The following is an 18,872-nucleotide window of genomic DNA, read 5'->3' as shown; positions in this document are numbered from 1 at the left end:
CTCTCGCCTCCGAGGCCGGCGATCCGGTCGCCCTCGACGGCCAGGCGGCCGCCCTCGACGACGCCGCCGGGCAGGACCAGCCGGGCGCCGGCCAGTGCGGTACGGTCACGGTCCGCGGTGGTCACGCGGTCACCTCCATGGAGAGCAGATCCCAGGCGAGCAGGCCCGCGCCCAGGGACGCGGCGGTGTCTTTGAGCATGGCGGGTACGACCTTCGGGGGCATCTGGAAGGTCAGGCGCTCGGTGACCGCCGTGCGCAGCGGGCCGAAGAGCGTGTCACCGGCCTCGGCCAGCCCGCCGCCGACGATCACCGTGGACGGGTCGAGCAGGCTCTGGGCGAGCACGATCCCGTCGGCGAGGGCGTCGACGGCGCCCTGCCAGACCGCGAGCGCGCGGTCGTCCCCGGCGTCCACCGCGGCGGCGCAGGATGCCGCGTCGGCGTCGGGGTCGCCGCTGGCCGCGGCCCAGGCACGGGACACGGCGGAGGCGGAGGCGAGCGTCTCCAGACAGCCGCGGGCGCCGCAGCCGCACTGCGGTCCGCCCGGGCGGACCACGACGTGGCCGATCTCGCCGCCGTAGCCGTGCGCGCCGGCCTCGATCCGGCCGCCGATGCCGATGGCACCGGCGATGCCGGTGCCCAGCGCGATGAACAGGAAGCGGTCGACGCCCCGGCCGGCGCCGAGCCGGCCCTCGGCCAGGCCGCCCGAGCGCACGTCGTGGCCGAGTGCGACGGGGATGGCGGCTCCGTCGGGCCCGGCCAGGCGCTCGCCCAGCAGCTTGCGCAGCGGGAGGTCCCGCCAGCCGAGGTTGGCCGAGTAGACCGCGATGCCGTTCCTCTCGTCGATCGTGCCCGGGACGGCGACGCCGGCCGCGAGCGGGGCGACGCCGAAGCGGCCCCGGCCCTCGTCCGCCAGGTCGGCGGCGAAGTCGAGGATGGCGGCGACCACGGCGTCCGTGCCGTGCTCCCGTCCGGTCGGTCGGCGTGCTTCGAACAGCACGGAGCCGTCCTGGGCGAGCAGCGCGGCCTTCATGCCGGTGCCGCCTACATCGAGTGCGATGACGTGCTTCACGGAGGACAGTTTCCCTTGGTCGGGTAGAAGAGGTCTAGTCCAGTTGTCGGATTGGTCTGGTCCAAAGTAGGTGAGCTTTGTCGCAGATGGGGTCGGTGTGAGCGGCTTTGCGTCGGGCGCCTTCCGTTCACCTTCTGTTGCGCATCGTGCAATGACGTCCGCACTTCGATAACTACTCGGCGGGCTCGGCACAGTGGTGTGGACCACCGCCCGGTGGGTTTGGCAGTGTTGCGCCTCCCCCCTCCCGGATTCCCCCGTCCGGTCGCAGTTCTCCCCTGAAGGCGGTACCCGCGTTGAACAGGCGCGCCCACGTTCCCACCCGCGTCCTCGGCACCGCGCTGGCCGGAGCACTGGTACTCACCGCCGTCAGCGCCTGCGGCGGGCAGAACGACGGGCCGGTCACCCTCAAGCTGGTCGCCGCCGACTACGGGGAGAGCGCCGACACCAGCTCCAAGCTGTACTGGGACGAGATCGCGCACGGCTTCGAGGCTGCCAACCCCGGCATCAAGGTCGACGTCGAGGTGGACAGCTGGACCGACATCGGCAAGAAGGTCGACGACATGATCGCGGCCGGCAAGTCCCCCGACCTGCTGCAGACCGGCGGCTTCGCCGACCAGGTCGCGGCGGACCGGCTGTACCCGGCCGCCGACGTGCTCTCGATGGACACCCAGGCCAACTTCCTGGACACCTTCGCGCACGCCGGGCAGGTGCTCGGCACCCAGTACGGCATCCCGTTCGTCTCCTCCTCCCGGGTGCTCTTCTACAACAAGGCCGTCTTCCGCCAGGCCGGCATCACCCAGCCGCCGGCCACCTGGAACGAACTGCGCCAGGACGCCGAGAAGATCAAGGCCAAGGTGCCGGGCGTGACCCCGTACGGGCTGCCGCTCGGGCCGGAGGAGGCGCCGGCCGAGTCCATGCTGTGGACGCTGAGCGGCGGCGGCAGCCTCTCCGACGACGTCGGCAACTACACCATCGACAGCACCCAGAACCAGGCCACCTTCAGCTGGCTGAAGAACAACCTGGTGGCCACCGGGCTGACCTATCCGGACCCGGGCAAGATGAACCGCACCCCGGTCTTCCAGGACTTCGCGGCCGGGAAGGTCGCGATGCTGAACGGGCACCCGACGCTGCTGCGGATGGCCACCGCCGGGAAGATCGACTTCGGGACGGCGCCGATCCCCAAGAAGGACGGCGTGGGCAAGACCGGCAGCCTCGGCGTCGCGGACTGGATGATGGCGTTCAAGGCCAACGGGCACAAGAACGAGATCAAGAAGTTCCTGTCCTTCGCCTACTCCCGCGAGTTCCAGCTGAAGTTCGACGAGCAGTACAACCTGCTGCCGGTCACCCAGGACGCGTTCAACCAGATGACGTCCGACCCGAAGCACGAGGACCTCAAGCAGTTCGCGGTCGGGCTGACCAACGCCAGCTTCTACCCGTTCGGGGACCCGGCCTGGGGCGACGTCAGCAACCGGATCAAGGCCGGGATCGGGCAGGCCGTCACCGGGGACCCGAAGCAGGCGCTCGCCGGGCTGCAGGACGCGGCGGTCAAGGAGGCGGCCCGGGTCCGCAGGTGAACCCGGGCCGGGGCGCTCTTCAGGGGCGGGGGCGTCAGGGGCGGGCTCGTCAGGGGAGCGTGATGGCGTAGGCCTTGCGGAGCGTCTCGTGGACCGTCCAGGTGGTCCGGTCGCCCTCGCGCAGCACGGCGCAGTCGCCCGGGCCGACCTCCAGGGTCGGGCCGCCCTCGACCTCGATGGTGGCCCGGCCGCTGAGCACCACGAACAGCTCGTCGGCCTCCACGTCGGTGACCACGCCCGGGGTGATCTGCCAGATGCCGCGCAGCTGGCGGCCGTCGGGGGACTCGGAGAGGACCAGGCCGGAGACCTCCGGGGTGCCGGAGACGATCTGGGCCGGGTCGAGCGGGTCGGGTTCGAGGTCGGCGGTGGGGATGTGCACGGCGAAGCTGGGCGTGGTCATACCGCCGACGCTAGCCGGGGCGGCCGGGCGCCGGAGGGCGCACAGTGTGTCCGGCTCACGCGGGAGAATGACACTCCGTAGTGATGGCGGAGGTGTCCTGGTGGGTGAGCTGAGTGAGCGGGACCTGGCGGTGCTGGCCCTGGAGGGGCGGCAGTGGCGGACGGCCGGGGCCAAGGAGCGGGCGATCCGGGAGGAGCTGGGGCTCTCCTCCACCCGGTACTACCAGCTGCTGAACGCGCTGCTGGACCGGCCGGAGGCACTGGCGCACGCCCCGGTGCTGGTGAACCGGCTGCGCCGGATCCGGGAGGCCCGTCGGTCCGCGCGGTAGCGGGAGGGGGCCGCGGGGTAGGGCTCGGGCATGGGCTTTGACGAGAAGTGGGTGCCGGTCACGGCTGCCGGGCGGGACGGGCTGCGGGCGATCCTGGCGGCGCCGGGCGAGGCGGTGATCGCGCTGGACTTCGACGGGACGCTGGCGCCGATCGTGGCGGACCCCGATCGGGCGCGGGCGCATCCGGGGGCGGCGGCCGCGCTGCGGGCGCTGGTGCCGGCGGTGCGGGCCGTGGTGGTGGTGACCGGGCGGCCGGCCGCGCTGGCGGCGGAGTACGGCGGCCTGGACGGGCTGCCCGGGGTCGTGGTGCTGGGGCACTACGGCGCCGAGCGCTGGGAGGGCGGCGAGGTGACCGCGCCGCCGGTGCACCCCGGGGTGGCCGGGGCGCGGGCGGCGCTGCCGGGCCTGCTGGCGGCGGCGGGGGCGCCCGAGGGGACGTGGCTGGAGGACAAGGGGCGCTCGCTGGCGGTGCACACCCGGCGCACGGCGGCGCCCGAGGAGGCGCTGGAGCTGCTGCGGGCGCCGGTCGGCGAGCTGGCGGCCGGGCACGGGCTGGTGGTGGAGCCCGGGCGGCTGGTGCTGGAGCTGCGGCCGCCGGGGGTGGACAAGGGCGCGGCGCTGACCGGCTTCCTGCGCGAGCGCGAGGCCGGCTCGGTGCTGTACGCGGGGGACGACCTGGGGGACGTGGCGGCCTTCGCGGCGGTGGAGAAGCTGCGCGGCGAGGGGGTGGCGGGGCTGCTGGTGTGCAGCGGCGCGGTGGGGGACGCGCCGGTGCGCGAGCTCGCCGACCGGGCGGACCTGGTGGTCGCGGGCCCGGCCGGCGTGGTGGAACTGCTCGCGGCGCTCGGCGCGGCCGTCGGCGCGGGCTGAGCCGGGCGGCAGCGCGCGGTCGGGCCGGTTCAGAGCGCGTCGAGCCGGCTCAGAGCGCGTCGAGCCGGTTCACAGCGGGCCGAGCTGGTTCACAGCGCGTTGAGCTGGTCGAGGAACCACTGCTGCGGGGGCAGCGCGGTGGCCGCCGCCGCGAGGCGCTTGGTGCGGTCGGCGCGCTCCTCCTCGGGCATGGTGAGGCCGGCGTGCAGGGCGTCGGCGGTGGCGATGACGTCGTACGGGTTGACGGTGAGCGCGTCCTCGGCGAGTTCGGCGTACGCGCCGGCCTCGCGGGAGAGCACCAGGGCGCAGCCGTGGTCGGACACCACCGGAACCTCCTTGGCGACCAGGTTCATGCCGTCCCGGATCGGGTTGACCAGGGCCACGTCGGCGAGCCGGTAGGCGGCCAGGGAGCGCGGGAAGTCGTCGTCGACGTGCAGGATCAGCGGCTGCCAGGCGGGGGTGGCGAACTCGGCGTTGATGTCCTCGGCGAGCCGTTGGACCTGGGCGGTGTAGGCGCGGTACTCGGCGAGGTCGGTGCGCGAGGGGTAGGCGAAGGCGATGTGCACCACCCGGTCGTGCCATTCGGGGCGGGTGCGCAGCAGGTGCCGGTAGGCCTGGAGGCCGCGGACGATGTTCTTGCTCAGCTCGGTGCGGTCGACCCGGACGATGGTGCGGCGCCCGCCGACGGCCTCGCGGAGGGCGGCGAGGCGTTCGTCGACGTCCGGGCGGTGGGAGCGTTCGCGCAGGAAGTCGGCGTCGGCGCCGAGCGCGTGGACGCCGAGCCGGGTGGTGCGGCCGGCGTGGGTGACGGTCATGGCGTCCCGGTCGACCTCGGCACCGAGCAGGTCGGCGCAGCAGTCGGCGAAGGCCAGCGCCCAGCGGCGGGTCAGGAAGCCGGCCCGGTCGGCGCCCAGGATGCCGGTGAGGACGGCCTCGGCGACGTCGTCGGGCAGCAGCCGGAAGTACTCGGGCGGGGCCCACGGGGTGTGCGAGAAGTGGCCGATCCGCAGGTCGGGGCGGGCGGCGCGGAGCAGGGCCGGGGTCAGCGAGAGGTGGTAGTCCTGGACCAGCACGGCGGCCCCGGGGGCGGCCTCGGCGGCCAGTGCCTCGGCGAAGGCGGCGTTGTAGGCGCGGTAGGCGGCCCACTCGGTGCGGAACCCGGCGTCGAAGGCGGGGGCGGTGGGGGTGGCGTAGAGCAGGTGGTGGACGAACCAGAGGGTGGAGTTGGCGACGCCGTTGTAGGCGCGGGCGAAGGTGTCGGGATCGATGTCCAGCATGCGGACGGCCTGGCCGCCCACATCGTGCCCGGCGAGGTCGAGGCGGCCGTCCGGAGCCTCTCTGGCGGCCTGTCGGTCGGCGGCGCCGAGGGCGGCGCAGACCCAGACGGCGTCGGGGTCGTCGATGGCGGAGAGGCCGGAGACCAGGCCTCCGCCGCCGCGGCGGAGGGTCAGCGTGCCGTCGTCCGCGGTGCTGAACGACACCGGTCCCCGATTGGAGGCCACCAGGACGGGGGCGGTGCCGGTCGCACTCGAACGTTCGGTCGTGAGATCGCCCATGGTTGGTACGTTGCCTGGGCTCCGGAGCGGCAAACCCTTTCGGTGGGTGTTCAGTGTCGGGTCGCGTACTCGGGCACGGTGTGCATGGGCGGGCGTTCCAGGGCGGTCACCGGGTGGGTGTGGGCGGTGAACTCCCGGCTCTGCGGGTCGCGGGTGAACTGGGTCAGCAGCGGGTGGACGAGGTCGGCCGAGGCCTTCAGCCGGTGGGTGCGGTCGAGGCGTTCGAGGGCGGTGCGGTAGATGGTGGCGGCCATCCGGCCGAGGGCCTGGCCGTCCTGGTGCCGGTGGTGCCGGACACCGACGTCCACCTGGGCCAGGGCGTCCAGCCCGACCGTCTCCAGCGCGTCGACCAGCAGGCCGAGTTCGACGCCGTAGCCGGTGGGGAAGGGGAGCCGTTCGAGCAGCGCGCGGCGGGCCGCGTACTCGCCGCCGAGCGGCTGGACGAAACCGGCGAGTTCCGGCCAGTGCAGGTTGAGCAGCGGGCGGGCGACCAGTTCGGTGACCCGGCCGCCGCCGGCCGGGACCACCGCCCCCTCCGTCTCCAGCGGCCGGTCGTACATGGCCTTGACCAGCTGGATGTCCGGTTCGGTGAGCAGCGGGCCGAGGATGCCGGAGACGAAGGCCGGGTCGAACTCGCGCAGGTCGGCGTCGACGAAGCAGACGATGTCGCCGCGGGTGACCAGCAGCGAGCGCCAGAGCACCTCGCCCTTGCCGGGGACGGCGGGCAGCCGGGGCAGGATCGCGTCGCGGTACTCCACCCGGGCGCCGGCCCGGGCGGCGACGGCGGCGGTGGCGTCGGCCGAGCCGGAGTCGATCACGACGAGTTCGTCGACCAGCGGGAGGCGCTCCATCAGCTCGCGGCGGATGGTGCGGACGATGTCGCCGACGGTGGCCTCCTCGTCCAGTGCGGGCAGCACCACGCTGACCGTGTGGCCGGTCCGGCGCTTGGCCTCCAGCAGGGCGTGCACCGGCCGGTCGACCGCGCTCCACGAGCGGCGGCGCAGCCAGGACGCCGCCTGCGGGAGCAGCGCGGGGGTCGGTTCGGCGGGCACGGGACTCTCCTCGGCGGGGTCGGTGGGACGCGCCATCTCGCGTGGCGGACGATCCCGTTCGGGGTTGACGCCTTCGGATACAGTCTTCGTACAGCGGCCGGACCTTTGCACGTCGGGGTCGCCGTTGAGCACCACCACAATTTCACAAGCTCATCCAGAGGGACTGAGGGAACGGCCCGTTGACGTCCCGGCAACCTTCTCGCGCGGCTGTCTGTCGACAGGCCCCGGCGGGACAGGTGCCAATTCCGGCCTGTGGCGCGACCGTGCCACGGGGAAGATGAGGAGAGAGGCCTCCGCCATCATGGCTATCGACACTGTCGCACCCGCATCCGTGGACCTCGGCCCCGCCACCGCGCTGTCCTGTCGGGAGTGCGGCACCCGCTTCCCGCTCGGTCCGAGCTTCGCCTGCCTGGAGTGCTTCGGCCCGCTGGAGATCGCGTACGACTTCGGCAGCGAGGGCGCCGAGGAGCTGCGCCGCCGGATCGAGGCCGGCCCGAGTTCGATCTGGCGCTACGCGCCGCTGCTGCCCGTCCCGGCCGACGTCGCCACCAAGCCCAACCTGAACCCCGGTTGGACCCCGCTGGTCAAGGCGGACAACCTGGGCCGCGAGCTGGGCTTCACCGCGCAGCTGCACATCAAGGACGACTCGGGCAACCCGACCCACTCGTTCAAGGACCGCGTGGTGGCCTGCGCCATCGAGGCCGCGCGGGCCTTCGGCTTCACGACGCTCTCCTGCTCCTCCACCGGCAACCTGGCCGGCGCGGTGGGCGCGGCGGCCGCCCGGGCCGGTTTCAAGTCCTGCGTGTTCATCCCGCACGACCTGGAGCAGGGCAAGGTCGTCATGGCCGGGGTGTACGGCGGCGAGCTGGTCGGCATCGAGGGCAACTACGACGACGTGAACCGCTTCTGCTCGGAGCTGATCGGCGACCCGGCCGGTGAGAGCTGGGGCTTCGTCAACGTCAACCTGCGCCCCTACTACGGCGAGGGCTCCAAGACGCTGGCGTACGAGATCTGCGAGCAGCTCGGCTGGCGGCTGCCGGAGCAGATCGTCATCCCGATCGCCTCCGGCTCCCAGCTGACCAAGATCGACAAGGGGCTGCAGGAGCTGATCAGGCTCGGCCTGGTCGAGGACCGGCCGTACCGGGTCTTCGGCGCCCAGGCGGCGGGCTGCTCGCCGGTGTCGGCGGCGTTCAAGGCCGGCCAGGACGTGATCCGCCCGGTCAAGCCGGACACCATCGCCAAGTCGCTGGCGATCGGCAACCCGGCGGACGGCCCGTACGTGCTGGACATCGCCCGGCGCACCGGCGGCGCGGTCGAGGACGTCACCGACGCCGAGGTGGTGGACGCGATCCGGCTGCTGGCCCGGACCGAGGGCGTCTTCGCCGAGACCGCGGGCGGGGTGACCGTCGGCGTGCTGAAGAAGCTGGTGGAGACCGGCCAGCTGGACCCGGCCAAGGAGACCGTCGCGATCAACACCGGCGACGGCCTGAAGACCCTGGACGCCGTCGCCGGGGCCGGGATGACCGCCGTCATCCGCCCGACCCTGGCGTCCTTCCACGACGCCGGCCTCGCGTCCGCCTGAAACACCCCCCACCCCGCTGGGTCGCACCCGCTAGGAGAACCATGAGCGCCAACGTCCGTATCCCCACCATCCTGCGCACCTACACCGGCGGCGCCGCCGAGGTGGCCGCCGAGGGCGCCACCCTGGGCGAGGTCATCGCCGACCTGGAGAAGAACCACGCGGGGATCGCCGCCCGCATCCTGGACGACGCCGGCAAGCTGCGCCGTTTCGTCAACGTCTACGTGAACGACGACGACGTGCGCTTCGCCGAGGGCCTGGCGACCGGGATCGCGGCCGGCGCCAGCGTCTCGATCATCCCGGCGGTGGCCGGCGGCTGCTGAGCCGCGCCCCGATCCGGGCACTCCGCCCGAGCCGTTCGTCCGACCGGCCGTTCGCGCGTACGGAATTCCGTTCTCCGTACGCACGGACGGCCGGCCGCATTTCGGCGGGAATATGGCGGGGTCAAGTCGGAGTAGAGTGTGGCTCGGTTGGGAACAGGGCTTCCCCTCATCCTCACCCGCGAATCGCCGGACGGTCGTCCGGCCGCTGAGACCGGTCGGGTGCCTGGGCCGTGAAACATGTCAGGCAGATGTCAGAATTCCCGCGGGGATTTGTAGTAATCCGTCCGCTATGTCCGGCGTGAAATGCCGAATTCCTCCCGCTTTCGCCCGTCCTGCCCCTTGGCGCGGTGCCGGAATTCCCCGCAGCTGACCCTGTTGCAGAGGGCGTCGATCCGGATACATTCAGCCGCGGTCGACGTAATCACCCGCTCACAGGGCGCCGTCAGGCACCCCCGGCGGAGGACTGCGGCGTGCACGGCTGCGCCCAGGGGGGGTTCCCCGGGCCGGCCTTCAAACCAGACCCGGGCCCGCGACCTGCGGGCGCGTGAAGGGCCAGCACAGCACTAGGGGAGTTCGGAATGGCTCAGGGCACCGTCAAGTGGTTCAACGCGGAGAAGGGCTACGGCTTCATCGCGGTCGACGGTGGTGCGGACGTCTTCGTCCACTACAGCGCGATCCAGATGGACGGCTACCGCACCCTCGAGGAGGGCCAGCGGGTCGAGTTCGAGATCTCCCAGGGACAGAAGGGCCCGCAGGCGGACATGGTCCGCGCCGCGGTGTGACCCCCTTCCGACCCCAGGAGCTCGGCGCGGCCCACGGCTGGTGACCACTCGCTTCTCGACGGGCCCGTACGACACGCGTCGTGCGGGCCCGTCGGCGTTCCCCGGCGGGGAGTTGCGCGGGTCGGCGGGAGCGCCCCGGACGGCTCGCGGGATCGCGATTGGGCTTGCACTCGACCACCCGGAGTGCTAATCATTGGCGTTAGCACTCACAGCGTGAGAGTGACAGCGGACCGGGTCGGTGAGGCCCCCGGGAGCGGTAGGGGAAAGGACCCCCGCACACCAGGGCCGTCCGTCGCGGGCACCCCTTGGTCCGAGCAGTCGACCGTGTCCCGGAGGACCACTTCTGATGGCCAAGATCATCGCCTTTGATGAGGAAGCTCGCCGCGGCCTTGAGCGTGGCATGAACCAGCTCGCCGACGCAGTGAAGGTCACGCTCGGCCCCAAGGGTCGCAACGTCGTGCTGGAGAAGAAGTGGGGCGCCCCCACGATCACCAACGACGGTGTCTCCATCGCCAAGGAGATCGAGCTCGAGGACCCCTACGAGAAGATCGGCGCGGAGCTCGTCAAGGAGGTCGCCAAGAAGACCGACGACGTCGCGGGTGACGGCACCACCACCGCCACCGTGCTCGCCCAGGCCCTGGTTCGCGAGGGTCTGCGCAACGTCGCCGCCGGCGCCAACCCGATGGCCCTGAAGCGCGGCATCGAGAAGGCCGTCGCCGCCGTCTCCGACCAGCTGCTGGCCCAGGCCAAGGACGTGGAGACCAAGGAGCAGATCGCCTCCACCGCCTCCATCTCGGCCGCCGACACCCAGATCGGCGAGCTCATCGCCGAGGCCATGGACAAGGTCGGCAAGGAAGGCGTCATCACCGTCGAGGAGAGCAACACCTTCGGTCTGGAGCTTGAGCTCACCGAGGGCATGCGCTTCGACAAGGGCTACATCTCCGCCTACTTCGCGACCGACCTGGAGCGCATGGAGGCGACGTTCGAGGACCCGTACATCCTCATCGCCAACTCCAAGATCGGCTCGGTCAAGGACCTGCTGCCGCTGCTGGAGAAGGTCATGCAGAGCGGCAAGCCGCTCGTCATCATCGCCGAGGACGTCGAGGGCGAGGCCCTGTCGACCCTGGTCGTGAACAAGATCCGCGGCACCTTCAAGTCCGTCGCCGTCAAGGCCCCGGGCTTCGGCGACCGCCGCAAGGCCATGCTCGGCGACATCGCCATCCTCACCGGTGGCACCGTGATCTCCGAGGAGGTCGGCCTCAAGCTGGAGAACGCCGGCATCGACCTGCTGGGCACCGCCCGCAAGGTGGTCATCACCAAGGACGAGACCACCATCGTCGACGGTGGCGGTGACAGCGAGCAGGTCGCCGGCCGCGTGAACCAGATCCGCGCCGAGATCGAGAACAGCGACTCGGACTACGACCGCGAGAAGCTCCAGGAGCGCCTCGCCAAGCTGGCCGGCGGCGTGGCCGTCATCAAGGCCGGCGCGGCCACCGAGGTGGAGCTCAAGGAGCGCAAGCACCGCATCGAGGACGCCGTCCGCAACGCGAAGGCCGCCGTCGAGGAGGGCATCGTCGCCGGTGGTGGCGTCGCGCTGCTGCAGGCCTCGGTCGCCTTCGACAAGCTGGAGCTGGAGGGCGACGAGGCCACCGGTGCCAACATCGTCAAGGTCGCGCTGGAGGCCCCGATCAAGCAGATCGCGACCAACGCCGGCCTGGAGGGTGGCGTCGTGGTGGAGAAGGTGCGCAACCTCCCCGCCGGTCACGGCCTGAACGCGGCCACCAACACCTACGTCGACCTGATCGCCGAGGGCATCATCGACCCGGCCAAGGTGACCCGCTCCGCGCTGCAGAACGCCGCCTCCATCGCGGCGCTGTTCCTCACCACCGAGGCCGTCATCGCCGACAAGCCGGAGAAGGCCGCTGCGGCCGCCGGCGGCGGCATGCCGGGCGGTGACATGGACTTCTGATCCTGATCACACCGATCGGATCAGTTGGTTCCTGATCGTGTGGGCGGTCCCCTTCGGGGGGCCGCCCACACGGCGTTCTACCGGAGAATGGACAGATGGCTTCCGACGACATCGAGACCGCGCTGCACAACGCGCGGGCGCTGATCCTGGCCGACCTCACCGCGCGGGACGTGGCGGACGCCGCCGTCGTCTCCCTGGTGGAGCAGGCCGTGACGCACCGCCGCTGGTGGCTGGAACAGTGGCCGGACGGCACCGAGTACGTGCTCGGGCTGGTCGCCCAGGACGTCCAGGACGCGCTGCTGGAGGCGTACGGGCGCTGGCCGCTGTGCACCGCCTGCGCCGCCGACGGGGACCCGCACGCGCTCGGCGTGGAGCCGGAGCTGGGGCCGGAGCCGCACTGGGTGTGCGGCAAGCAGGGTGCGGTGGTCGCGCCGGTGGGGGAGCTCTCCTAGCCCATTCCTGGCCTGCTCCTGGTCCGCTCCCAGCCCGCTCGTGGTCCGCGTGGTGGACCGGGCGGCGGGAGTACTGGACCTATAGGTAGGTTGACGATATATGTAGTCGTATGACTGAACGCTCGATGCAGGAGCCGACGCTGCTGCTGCTCACCGCCCTGGCGGACGCCCCGAGACACGGCTACGCCCTCATCCAGGAGATCGCCGCGATCTCCGAGGGCCGGGTCAAGATGCGCACCGGCACCCTGTACGGCGCCCTCGACCGGCTGCTCCAGCAGGGGCTGATCGAGGTCGCCGCGGAGGAGGTCGTGGACGGGCGGGCACGGCGCAGCTACGCGCTGACCAGCGTCGGCCGGGAGGCGCTGGCCTCCGAGGCGGAGCGGCTGCGGGCCGTCGCCACCGAGGCGGAGCGCCGTCTCGCGAACGTCCTGTCGGCGCTGCAGGGAAAGCCGGAGCCGGAGGGGAAGTCGATGATGAGGGGGTTCTTCGCATGACCACACCCATGACCACGCCGACGATGGGGGCGCCTTCGACCGCGCTGCGGGCGGCGCTGCAGTTCTACCCGCCGCGCTACCGCCGGGAGCGCGGCGAGGAGCTGGCCGCGGTGTTCGCCGACACCACGGCGGAGGCCGGCCGCTCGGCCGTCGCCCGCGAGGCGTTCGACCTGGCCGCGTACGGGCTGCGGGTGCGGCTCGGGCTGACCGGCTCCTCGCTGGCCGGGCGGGTGCTCGCGCTGGCCGCGCCGATGGTCGCCGGGGCGCTGGCCGGTGCGGCCCTGGTGCCGTGGGTGAGCGATGCGGAGCGGGCCGCCCATCGGCTGACCTGGGACGACTCGTACCTCACGTACGCCCTGACCATCGCGCCGCCGGTGATCGCGCTGCTGCTCGCGGTGGCCGTCGTGACGGGGCGCTGGACGGCGGTGCGGGTCATCTCGCTGGTCCAGGCCGTCTCCGCGCTGTTCGTGCTGGCGAAGGCCGTCGTGCTGCCGCCGGAGTTCGACCTCTGGGGGGTGGGGGACAGCAGCGTGGCCACCATGCCGTTCGTGCTGGGGGCGCTGCTACTGGCCGCGGCGCCGACGGAGTTGCTCCCCAGGGCCTCCTGGCGTTCCGGCGGGCTGGCGCTGGCCTCGGTCCTCGGGGGTGGGCTGCTGGTGGCGCTCCAGCACTGGGGCGACTCGACCTTCCCGCTGGACATGCAGTGGTTCGCGGTGCTGCTGATCGGGCCGCTGCTGCTGACCTTCACCGCGCTGCGCGGCCGGGTGCTGCCGGCGGCCGTCGGGGTCGCGGTGCTGTCGCTGACGATGTTCGCGGGCCTGTTCAACATCTGGCGCGAGGGCCGCGGGTTCTGGCACGTGCTGCCGATGGCGGCGCCGGTGCTGCTGCTCCTGGTGGCGGCCGCGGTGGCGGTGCGCCGGATCGGGACCGGCGACGGGCTCGGCGGACGGTTCGGCGGGGGCTCCGGGAAGGGGCGCAGCCTGGCGTGACCCGGGGGCTGGGGCGAAGTGCTCGCCGGGCCCGGCCGGATGTGGCAACCTACTGATATGTCTAGACCAATTTTCGAAGTCATCGCGCTGACGCCCCAGGACGCCCAGGCTGCCGAGTCGGGCGGCGCCGACCGGCTCGAACTGGTCACCGACATGGCCGCGGACGGGCTCACCCCGTCCGTCGAGGACTTCGCCCGGATCCGGGCCGCCGTCGACATCCCGCTGCGCGTCATGCTCCGGATCCAGGACGGCTTCGCGCCCGGCGGCCTGGACGAACTGGCCGCCCGGGCCGCCGCGTTGCGGGCCGAGGGCGCCGAGGAGTTCGTCTTCGGCTTCCTCCACGCCGACGGCGCCGTCGACCTGGCCGCCACCGCCGCCGTCGCCGAGGCGGTGGCCGGCTGCCGCTGGACCTTCCACCGGGCGATCGACCACAGCGCCGACCGGGCCGCCCTGCGGGCCGCCGTCGGCGCGCTGCCCGGGCTGGACACCTTCCTCACCTCGGGCGCGCCTGCCGGCGTCGACGCCGGGCACGAGGTGCTGCTGGCGGACCTGGCCCGCGCGGGCGAGCCCGGGTACGGGCAGCGGATCCTGATCGGCGGCGGCCTGCGGGCCGAACACCTGAAGGGGCTGCGGGCCGAGGGCTTCGACGGCTTCCACGTCGGCGGCGCGGTGCGGGTCGACGGCTGGCGGACGCCGGTGGACGCGGCCAAGGTCGCCGAGTGGCGGGCCTTGATCGACGCCTGAGCGCGCGCGGCGGGCGGGGGGCCGGTCCCGGTGGGGCCGGCCCCCGCTGCCCGGTTCCTCAGTGCAGCTGCGCGGGCAGCGGCTCGCCGTGCAGCACCGTCAGGCCGGAGACGGCACGGGTGAGCGCCACGTACAGCCGCCGCAGGCCGGTCCGCTCGTCCGGCTCGCCCGCGACCACCGCGGCCGGCTCGTCCAGCACCACGTAGTCGTACTCCAGGCCCTTGGCCAGCGAGGCCGGGACGAGCGTCAGCCGGGCCTCGGCGCTGGTCTCGGCGCCGGGGGACAGGTACGGCAGGCCGGCCGCGGTCAGCGCCTCGGCGAGCGCCGGGATCCGGGCGTCGGCGGCGATCAGCCCGGTCGAGCCCTCGTGCTCCAGCGCCTCGCGGCAGGCCGCCAGGACGGCGGGCACGGCCTCCCCGTCCGGGAGGCGGCGGATCGTCAGCGAGCCGGGGGCGTCGCGCACGGAGGTCGCCGGGGCCAGGCCCGGGGCGATCGCCGGGAGCAGCCGGGAGGCGTACGCGATGACCTCCTCCGGTACCCGGAAACCCTTGGTCAGCTCCTCGACGTGGGCGTCCGGCTTGCCCAGGTGGCGCAGCGCGTCCGGCCAGCTCGCCGTCGCCCACGGGGTGGTGCCCTGGGCGAGGTCGCCGAGGACGGTCGCCGAGCCCGTCGTGCAGCGGCGGCCGACCGCGCGGTACTGCATCGGGGAGAGGTCCTGCGCCTCGTCCAGCACCACGTGCCCGAGCGAGGGGGTGCGCTGCACCAGGTCCGTCGCCTCGTCGACCAGGACGGCGTCGGCCTGCGTCCAGCGGGCCGTCTTCACCGAGCGGCCCGGCTTGGGCCACAGCACCGCCTGCTGCTCCTCCGGGGTCAGCACGCCCTCCGCGCAGGCGGCCAGGAACTCCGGGTCGGAGAGCAGCCGCAGCACCAGCTTCGCCGGATCGACCGCCGGCCAGCACTCCTTGGCCACCGCCTTGACCGCGGCGTTGCGGGCCACCGCGTCCTGCACCCGGTCGTCGGGGGCCTCGCCGGACTGTTCCATCTTCAGCAGCACGGTGTGCGCGATCCGCTGCGGCAGGGCGTCCCTGGCGGCGCCGTAGCGCACCTCGCGGCCCTTCAGCTCCTCGATGATCTCGGCGAGCTCGTGCACCTGGACGCGCCAGCGGCGGGAGCCGCGGACCACCACGCAGGGCTCGGTGGGCAGCGCGATGCCCGCGCGCACCGCCCGGCGCAGCACCTCGGCCATCCGGGCGTCGCCCTTCAGCCGGGCCGCCTGCGGGTCGTCCTCGCCGCGCACCTCGACGTGCCCGACCAGCTGCTGCACGGTCGCCTGGGCGACGTCCAGCTCGCCCAGGGCCGGGAGCACCTGCTCGATGTAGGAGAGGAAGGCGTTGTTCGGCCCGATCACCAGCGTGCCCGTCCGGGCGAGGCGCTCACGGTGCGCGTACAGCAGGTACGCGACGCGGTGCAGGCCCACGGCCGTCTTCCCGGTGCCGGGGGCGCCCTGGACGCAGATGGTGCCCGTCACGTCGGAGCGGACGATCTCGTCCTGCTCGGGCTGGATGGTGGCGACGATGTCGCGCATCGGGCCGACGCGGGGCTTCTCGATCTCGGCGGCGAGCAGGGCGGAGGCGGTGTCCGCCTCCGCCGGGTCGCTCAGGTGCTCGTCCTCGTAGGCGGTGAGCTCGCCGGCGGTGTAGCCGAAGCGGCGGCGGCGCTCGACGTCCAGCGGCTCGGTGCGGGTGGCCCGGTAGAACGGCTGGGAGACCGGCGCGCGCCAGTCGATCACCATCGGGTCGCCGTCGGCGTCGTGGACGTGCCGGCGCCCGATGTAGAAGTTCTCGCCCCCTCCTCCTTCGCTCAGCTCCTCGCTGATCGCGTGCAGGTAGTCCAGGCGGCCGAAGAACAGCGGGGTGTGCGAGAGGTCGGCGAGGGCGGCGATCCGGGCCTCGATCTGGTTCTGGAGGACGGCGGCGGACACCCAGGTGCCGGTCACGTCGCGCAGGTCCAGCGACTGGACGTCCTCGCGCATCGCTCGCAGCGCGGACCGGGACGCGGCCAGGTGGTCGCGTTCGCGCTGGAGGGGGTCGGTGGTGGGGGTGGCGGGCACAGCGAACCTTCCCGGCTGCGCCGGAACCGGGCGCAGCGGATCGATGGAGCTCACGGTGGGTACGGCCGACCGGTTGCCGTGCGGTCGGCGCCTCCCCCGGCTGCCTGCGCGACTTCAGCAGGTACCACGGTTCGGGAGGGGGCAGACGGACGATCCTAGACCCGTGCGGCCCGGGGTTCCAGCCGCGCAGGTCCCGGCCCCCGTACGACCCGGAGGACGCACACCGCGGCGGCACCGCCCCGGGCACCGCCGCGCGCGTGGTCCTCCTCGGGCGCGACGGTGTCCGGGGCCGGGGTGCCCTGCCGCACGCCCTACAGCACGTCGTCCGCGTCGATGATGCGGTACGCGTAGCCCTGCTCGGCCAGGAAGCGCTGCCGGTGGGCGGCGAAGTCCTGGTCCACGGTGTCCCGGGCGACCACCGAGTAGAAGTGCGCCGAGTGGCCGTCCGCCTTCGGGCGCAGGACGCGGCCCAGGCGCTGGGCCTCCTCCTGGCGGGAGCCGAACGTCCCGGAGACCTGGATGGCCACGGTGGCCTCGGGCAGGTCGATCGAGAAGTTCGCGACCTTGGAGACCACCAGGACGCCGATCTCCTTGTTGCGGAACGCCTCGAACAGCTTCTCGCGCTGGGCGTTGCTGGTCTCGCCCTTGATCACGGGCGCGTCCAGCACCTCGCCGAGCTCGTCCAGCTGGTCGATGTACTGGCCGATGACCAGCGTCTGGTCCTTCTCGTGCTTCTTCACCAGCGCCTCCACCACCCGCCGCTTGGTCGCCGTGGTGGCGCAGAAGCGGTAGCGCTCCTCGGGCTCGGCGGTGGCGTAGGCCAGGCGCTCCGAGTCGGTCAGGGTGACCCGCACCTCGCAGCAGTCGGCGGGCGCGATGTAGCCCTGCGCCTCGATCTCCTTCCACGGCGCGTCGAAGCGCTTGGGCCCGATCAGGCTGAACACGTCGCCCTCGCGGCCGTCCTCGCGCACCAGCGTCGCGGTCAGGCCCAGGCGGCGGCGGGCCTGGAGGTCGGCGGTGAACTTGAACACCGGCGCCGGCAGCAGGTGCACCTCGTCGTAGACCACCAGGCCCCAGTTGCGGGCGTCGAACAGCTCCAGGTGCGCGTAGGCGCCCTTCCGCTTGGTGGTCATCACCTGGTAGGTGGCGATGGTGACCGGGCGGATCTCCTTGCGCGTCCCGCTGTACTCGCCGATCTCCTCCTCGGTGAGCGAGGTGCGCTTGACCAGCTCGTGCTTCCACTGGCGGGCCGAGACGGTGTTGGTGACCAGGATCAGCGTCGTCGACTTGGCGTGCGCCATCGCGGCCGCGCCGACCAGCGTCTTGCCGGCGCCGCAGGGCAGCACCACGACGCCCGAGCCGCCGTGCCAGAAGCCCTCGACGGCCTGTGCCTGGTACGGGCGCAGCCGCCAGCCGTCCTCGTCCAGCTCGATCGGGTGCGCCTCGCCGTCCACGTACCCGGCGAAGTCCTCGGCTGGCCAGCCGAGCTTGAGCAGCACCTGCTTGATCTGGCCGCGCTCGGAGGGGTGCACCACCACCGTGTCCGGGTCGACCCGGGCGCCGACCAGCGGGGCGATCTTCTTGGAGCGCAGCACCTCCTCCAGCACCGGCCGGTCGGTGGTGGCGAGCACCAGCCCGTGCGTCGGGTGCTTGAGCAGCTGGAGCCGCCCGTAGCGGCCCATGGTGTCCGCCACGTCCACCAGCAGTGCGTGCGGCACCGGGTAGCGCGAGTACGTCACCAGGGCGTCGACCACCTGCTCGGCGTCGTGCCCCGCCGCCCGCGCGTTCCACAGCCCGAGCGGCGTCACCCGGTACGTGTGCACGTGCTCGGGGGCGCGCTCCAACTCGGCGAACGGCGCGATGACGCGGCGGCACTCGGCGGCCTTGGGGTGATCGATCTCCAGGAGAAGAGTTTTGTCGCTCTGGACGATGAGCGGTCCGTCGTTCACGCGGGGAAGCCCTCCACTGGCTGACAGGCTGGATTGACGCAGACCCTCCAGTGTCGCGCATTGCGCGGCGAACGTGAGCGGGCCCCTTCCAAACGTGATCGGGCTTCTTCCATTCGTACGGGTGACCGCGCCCGCGACCGCGACCGCGCCGGTACCCGCGCCCCGGGCGACGGCTCCGGGTGACCACGGTGCGCATCGCTCGTTGAGCCGGGCATGAAGAAGTCGAAGCGCGTTCTCACCGCTCTCGCCCTGATGGGTACGGCCTTCGCGGCCACCGCCTCGTCCGTCGGCTCCGCGCACGCCCTCGCGGGGATCGGGGAGGGGCCCGGCGGGCTGCTCGCCGCGCCCGGATTCCTGATCGCCGACCAGGTCGGCGGAGGCTCGCTGCCGGTCGGGCAGGGGGAGATCGGCAGCCTGGCGGACAAGGCCGTCAAGGAGAAGATGAAGGAGTCGCAGGGGCACTGAGCCCGGCCCTGCCGCCGGGGTTACTCGTCGAGTTCCGCGACGCCGGTGATGCGGTGCAGGGCGAAGGTGCGGAGCTCGTCGGCGTGGTGGGGGGGGGGCGGGGGGGTAGCCGCCCGCCCCCCGGCCCCGGGGCGTGGTGAGCGCGGGGGGGCTGTCACCGCGCGGGT

18 protein-coding genes and 1 riboswitch are annotated in these 18,872 nt (G+C 72.8%); of the genes, 12 read left to right on the top strand and 6 right to left on the bottom strand.

Annotated features, from left to right (window positions below; genetic code table 11):
• Positions 1–121: 121 nt before the first annotated feature.
• Positions 122–1,069, bottom strand: coding sequence for an ROK family protein (locus ACFV61_RS02545; RefSeq protein ID WP_063348236.1), 948 nt, complete (start codon positions 1,067–1,069; stop codon positions 122–124).
• 293 nt (positions 1,070–1,362) lie between these two features.
• Here ACFV61_RS02545 and ACFV61_RS02540 point away from each other — a divergent pair, with 293 nt between their 5' ends.
• Positions 1,363–2,643 carry an extracellular solute-binding protein gene (locus tag ACFV61_RS02540; RefSeq protein ID WP_063348235.1) on the top strand — a complete coding sequence of 427 codons (1,281 nt, stop codon included), beginning with the start codon at positions 1,363–1,365 and terminating at the stop codon, positions 2,641–2,643.
• 49 nt (positions 2,644–2,692) lie between these two features.
• Here the strand turns inward: ACFV61_RS02540 and ACFV61_RS02535 are convergent, their stop codons facing one another.
• Complete coding sequence (locus tag ACFV61_RS02535) at positions 2,693–3,043, bottom strand: cupin domain-containing protein (RefSeq protein WP_063348234.1); 351 nt, start codon at positions 3,041–3,043, stop codon at positions 2,693–2,695.
• 67 nt (positions 3,044–3,110) lie between these two features.
• On the opposite strand from ACFV61_RS02535, the gene ACFV61_RS02530 reads away from it, so the two are divergent.
• Together ACFV61_RS02530 and otsB are read left to right on the top strand one after the other, a co-directional pair.
• Positions 3,111–3,371: a DUF3263 domain-containing protein gene (locus ACFV61_RS02530; protein ID WP_063348233.1), complete on the top strand. Its 261-nt coding sequence runs from the start codon at positions 3,111–3,113 to the stop codon at positions 3,369–3,371.
• A gap of 30 nt (positions 3,372–3,401) precedes the next feature.
• A complete protein-coding gene (otsB, locus tag ACFV61_RS02525; protein WP_380489636.1) occupies positions 3,402–4,241 on the top strand; it encodes a trehalose-phosphatase in 840 nt (279 codons plus the stop codon).
• Between the two features lie 89 nt (positions 4,242–4,330).
• Here otsB and ACFV61_RS02520 read toward each other — a convergent pair whose 3' ends face one another.
• Positions 4,331–5,797 carry a trehalose-6-phosphate synthase gene (locus tag ACFV61_RS02520; protein ID WP_363377347.1) on the bottom strand — a complete coding sequence of 489 codons (1,467 nt, stop codon included), beginning with the start codon at positions 5,795–5,797 and terminating at the stop codon, positions 4,331–4,333.
• Between the two features lie 50 nt (positions 5,798–5,847).
• Complete coding sequence (locus ACFV61_RS02515; RefSeq protein ID WP_244293389.1) at positions 5,848–6,849, bottom strand: glucosyl-3-phosphoglycerate synthase; 1,002 nt, start codon at positions 6,847–6,849, stop codon at positions 5,848–5,850.
• Between the two features lie 147 nt (positions 6,850–6,996).
• A riboswitch (SAM riboswitch) is annotated at positions 6,997–7,133 on the top strand.
• 17 nt (positions 7,134–7,150) lie between these two features.
• Here ACFV61_RS02515 and thrC point away from each other — a divergent pair.
• The 8 genes from thrC (at position 7,151) to ACFV61_RS02475 (ending at position 14,181) form a co-directional block, all read left to right on the top strand.
• The gene (gene thrC, locus ACFV61_RS02510) at positions 7,151–8,431 is read left to right on the top strand and encodes a threonine synthase (RefSeq protein WP_380489634.1); all 1,281 of its coding nucleotides are present in this window, start codon (positions 7,151–7,153) and stop codon (positions 8,429–8,431) included.
• A 41-nt stretch (positions 8,432–8,472) separates the two neighbouring features.
• Positions 8,473–8,751, top strand: coding sequence for a MoaD/ThiS family protein (locus ACFV61_RS02505; RefSeq protein ID WP_063348229.1), 279 nt, complete (start codon positions 8,473–8,475; stop codon positions 8,749–8,751).
• 578 nt (positions 8,752–9,329) lie between these two features.
• Positions 9,330–9,533, top strand: coding sequence for a cold-shock protein (locus ACFV61_RS02500; RefSeq protein WP_030289665.1), 204 nt, complete (start codon positions 9,330–9,332; stop codon positions 9,531–9,533).
• Between the two features lie 346 nt (positions 9,534–9,879).
• Entirely contained in the window at positions 9,880–11,502 is a 1,623-nt protein-coding gene (gene groL, locus ACFV61_RS02495; RefSeq protein WP_063348228.1) for a chaperonin GroEL, read from the top strand.
• Positions 11,503–11,597: 95 nt separating this feature from the next.
• Complete coding sequence (locus ACFV61_RS02490; protein WP_063348227.1) at positions 11,598–11,954, top strand: hypothetical protein; 357 nt, start codon at positions 11,598–11,600, stop codon at positions 11,952–11,954.
• A 110-nt stretch (positions 11,955–12,064) separates the two neighbouring features.
• Entirely contained in the window at positions 12,065–12,448 is a 384-nt protein-coding gene (locus ACFV61_RS02485) for a PadR family transcriptional regulator (protein WP_079135692.1), read from the top strand.
• A complete protein-coding gene (locus ACFV61_RS02480; RefSeq protein ID WP_159398459.1) occupies positions 12,445–13,437 on the top strand; it encodes a hypothetical protein in 993 nt (330 codons plus the stop codon). The genes ACFV61_RS02485 and ACFV61_RS02480 overlap by 4 nt, the downstream gene beginning before the upstream one ends.
• A gap of 57 nt (positions 13,438–13,494) precedes the next feature.
• On the top strand, positions 13,495–14,181 hold the full coding sequence (locus ACFV61_RS02475) for a copper homeostasis protein CutC (protein WP_380489632.1): 687 nt from the start codon (positions 13,495–13,497) through the stop codon (positions 14,179–14,181).
• 58 nt (positions 14,182–14,239) lie between these two features.
• Here ACFV61_RS02475 and ACFV61_RS02470 read toward each other — a convergent pair whose 3' ends face one another.
• Both ACFV61_RS02470 and ACFV61_RS02465 read right to left on the bottom strand, forming a co-directional pair.
• Positions 14,240–16,291 carry a HelD family protein gene (locus ACFV61_RS02470; protein ID WP_380427358.1) on the bottom strand — a complete coding sequence of 684 codons (2,052 nt, stop codon included), beginning with the start codon at positions 16,289–16,291 and terminating at the stop codon, positions 14,240–14,242.
• Positions 16,292–16,602: 311 nt separating this feature from the next.
• A complete protein-coding gene (locus ACFV61_RS02465; protein WP_063348223.1) occupies positions 16,603–18,240 on the bottom strand; it encodes a DNA repair helicase XPB in 1,638 nt (545 codons plus the stop codon).
• 213 nt (positions 18,241–18,453) lie between these two features.
• On the opposite strand from ACFV61_RS02465, the gene ACFV61_RS02460 reads away from it, so the two are divergent.
• Positions 18,454–18,705, top strand: coding sequence for a hypothetical protein (locus ACFV61_RS02460; RefSeq protein WP_063348222.1), 252 nt, complete (start codon positions 18,454–18,456; stop codon positions 18,703–18,705).
• The last annotated feature ends 167 nt before the right edge of the window (positions 18,706–18,872 follow it).

Origin of the sequence: Kitasatospora sp. NPDC059817, from assembly GCF_042731835.1 — a bacterium.
Taxonomy (GTDB): domain Bacteria; phylum Actinomycetota; class Actinomycetes; order Streptomycetales; family Streptomycetaceae; genus Kitasatospora.
The sequence above is the reverse complement of the archived record's forward strand: the minus strand, read 5'-3'. Positions and strand labels throughout refer to the sequence as shown.

Excerpts from the sequence above, each read along its gene's own strand:
- ACFV61_RS02505 (WP_063348229.1), top strand. The coding sequence starts at position 8,473 with ATGAGCGCCAACGTCCGTATCCCCACCATCCTGCGCACCTACACCGGC.
- ACFV61_RS02485 (WP_079135692.1), top strand. The coding sequence starts at position 12,065 with ATGACTGAACGCTCGATGCAGGAGCCGACGCTGCTGCTGCTCACCGCC.
- ACFV61_RS02520 (WP_363377347.1), bottom strand. The coding sequence starts at position 5,797 with ATGGGCGATCTCACGACCGAACGTTCGAGTGCGACCGGCACCGCCCCC.
- ACFV61_RS02460 (WP_063348222.1), top strand. The coding sequence starts at position 18,454 with ATGAAGAAGTCGAAGCGCGTTCTCACCGCTCTCGCCCTGATGGGTACG.
- ACFV61_RS02535 (WP_063348234.1), bottom strand. The coding sequence starts at position 3,043 with ATGACCACGCCCAGCTTCGCCGTGCACATCCCCACCGCCGACCTCGAA.
- ACFV61_RS02490 (WP_063348227.1), top strand. The coding sequence starts at position 11,598 with ATGGCTTCCGACGACATCGAGACCGCGCTGCACAACGCGCGGGCGCTG.
- ACFV61_RS02500 (WP_030289665.1), top strand. The coding sequence starts at position 9,330 with ATGGCTCAGGGCACCGTCAAGTGGTTCAACGCGGAGAAGGGCTACGGC.
- ACFV61_RS02475 (WP_380489632.1), top strand. The coding sequence starts at position 13,495 with ATGTCTAGACCAATTTTCGAAGTCATCGCGCTGACGCCCCAGGACGCC.
- ACFV61_RS02530 (WP_063348233.1), top strand. The coding sequence starts at position 3,111 with ATGACACTCCGTAGTGATGGCGGAGGTGTCCTGGTGGGTGAGCTGAGT.
- thrC (WP_380489634.1), top strand. The coding sequence starts at position 7,151 with ATGGCTATCGACACTGTCGCACCCGCATCCGTGGACCTCGGCCCCGCC.
- ACFV61_RS02480 (WP_159398459.1), top strand. The coding sequence starts at position 12,445 with ATGACCACACCCATGACCACGCCGACGATGGGGGCGCCTTCGACCGCG.
- otsB (WP_380489636.1), top strand. The coding sequence starts at position 3,402 with ATGGGCTTTGACGAGAAGTGGGTGCCGGTCACGGCTGCCGGGCGGGAC.
- groL (WP_063348228.1), top strand. The coding sequence starts at position 9,880 with ATGGCCAAGATCATCGCCTTTGATGAGGAAGCTCGCCGCGGCCTTGAG.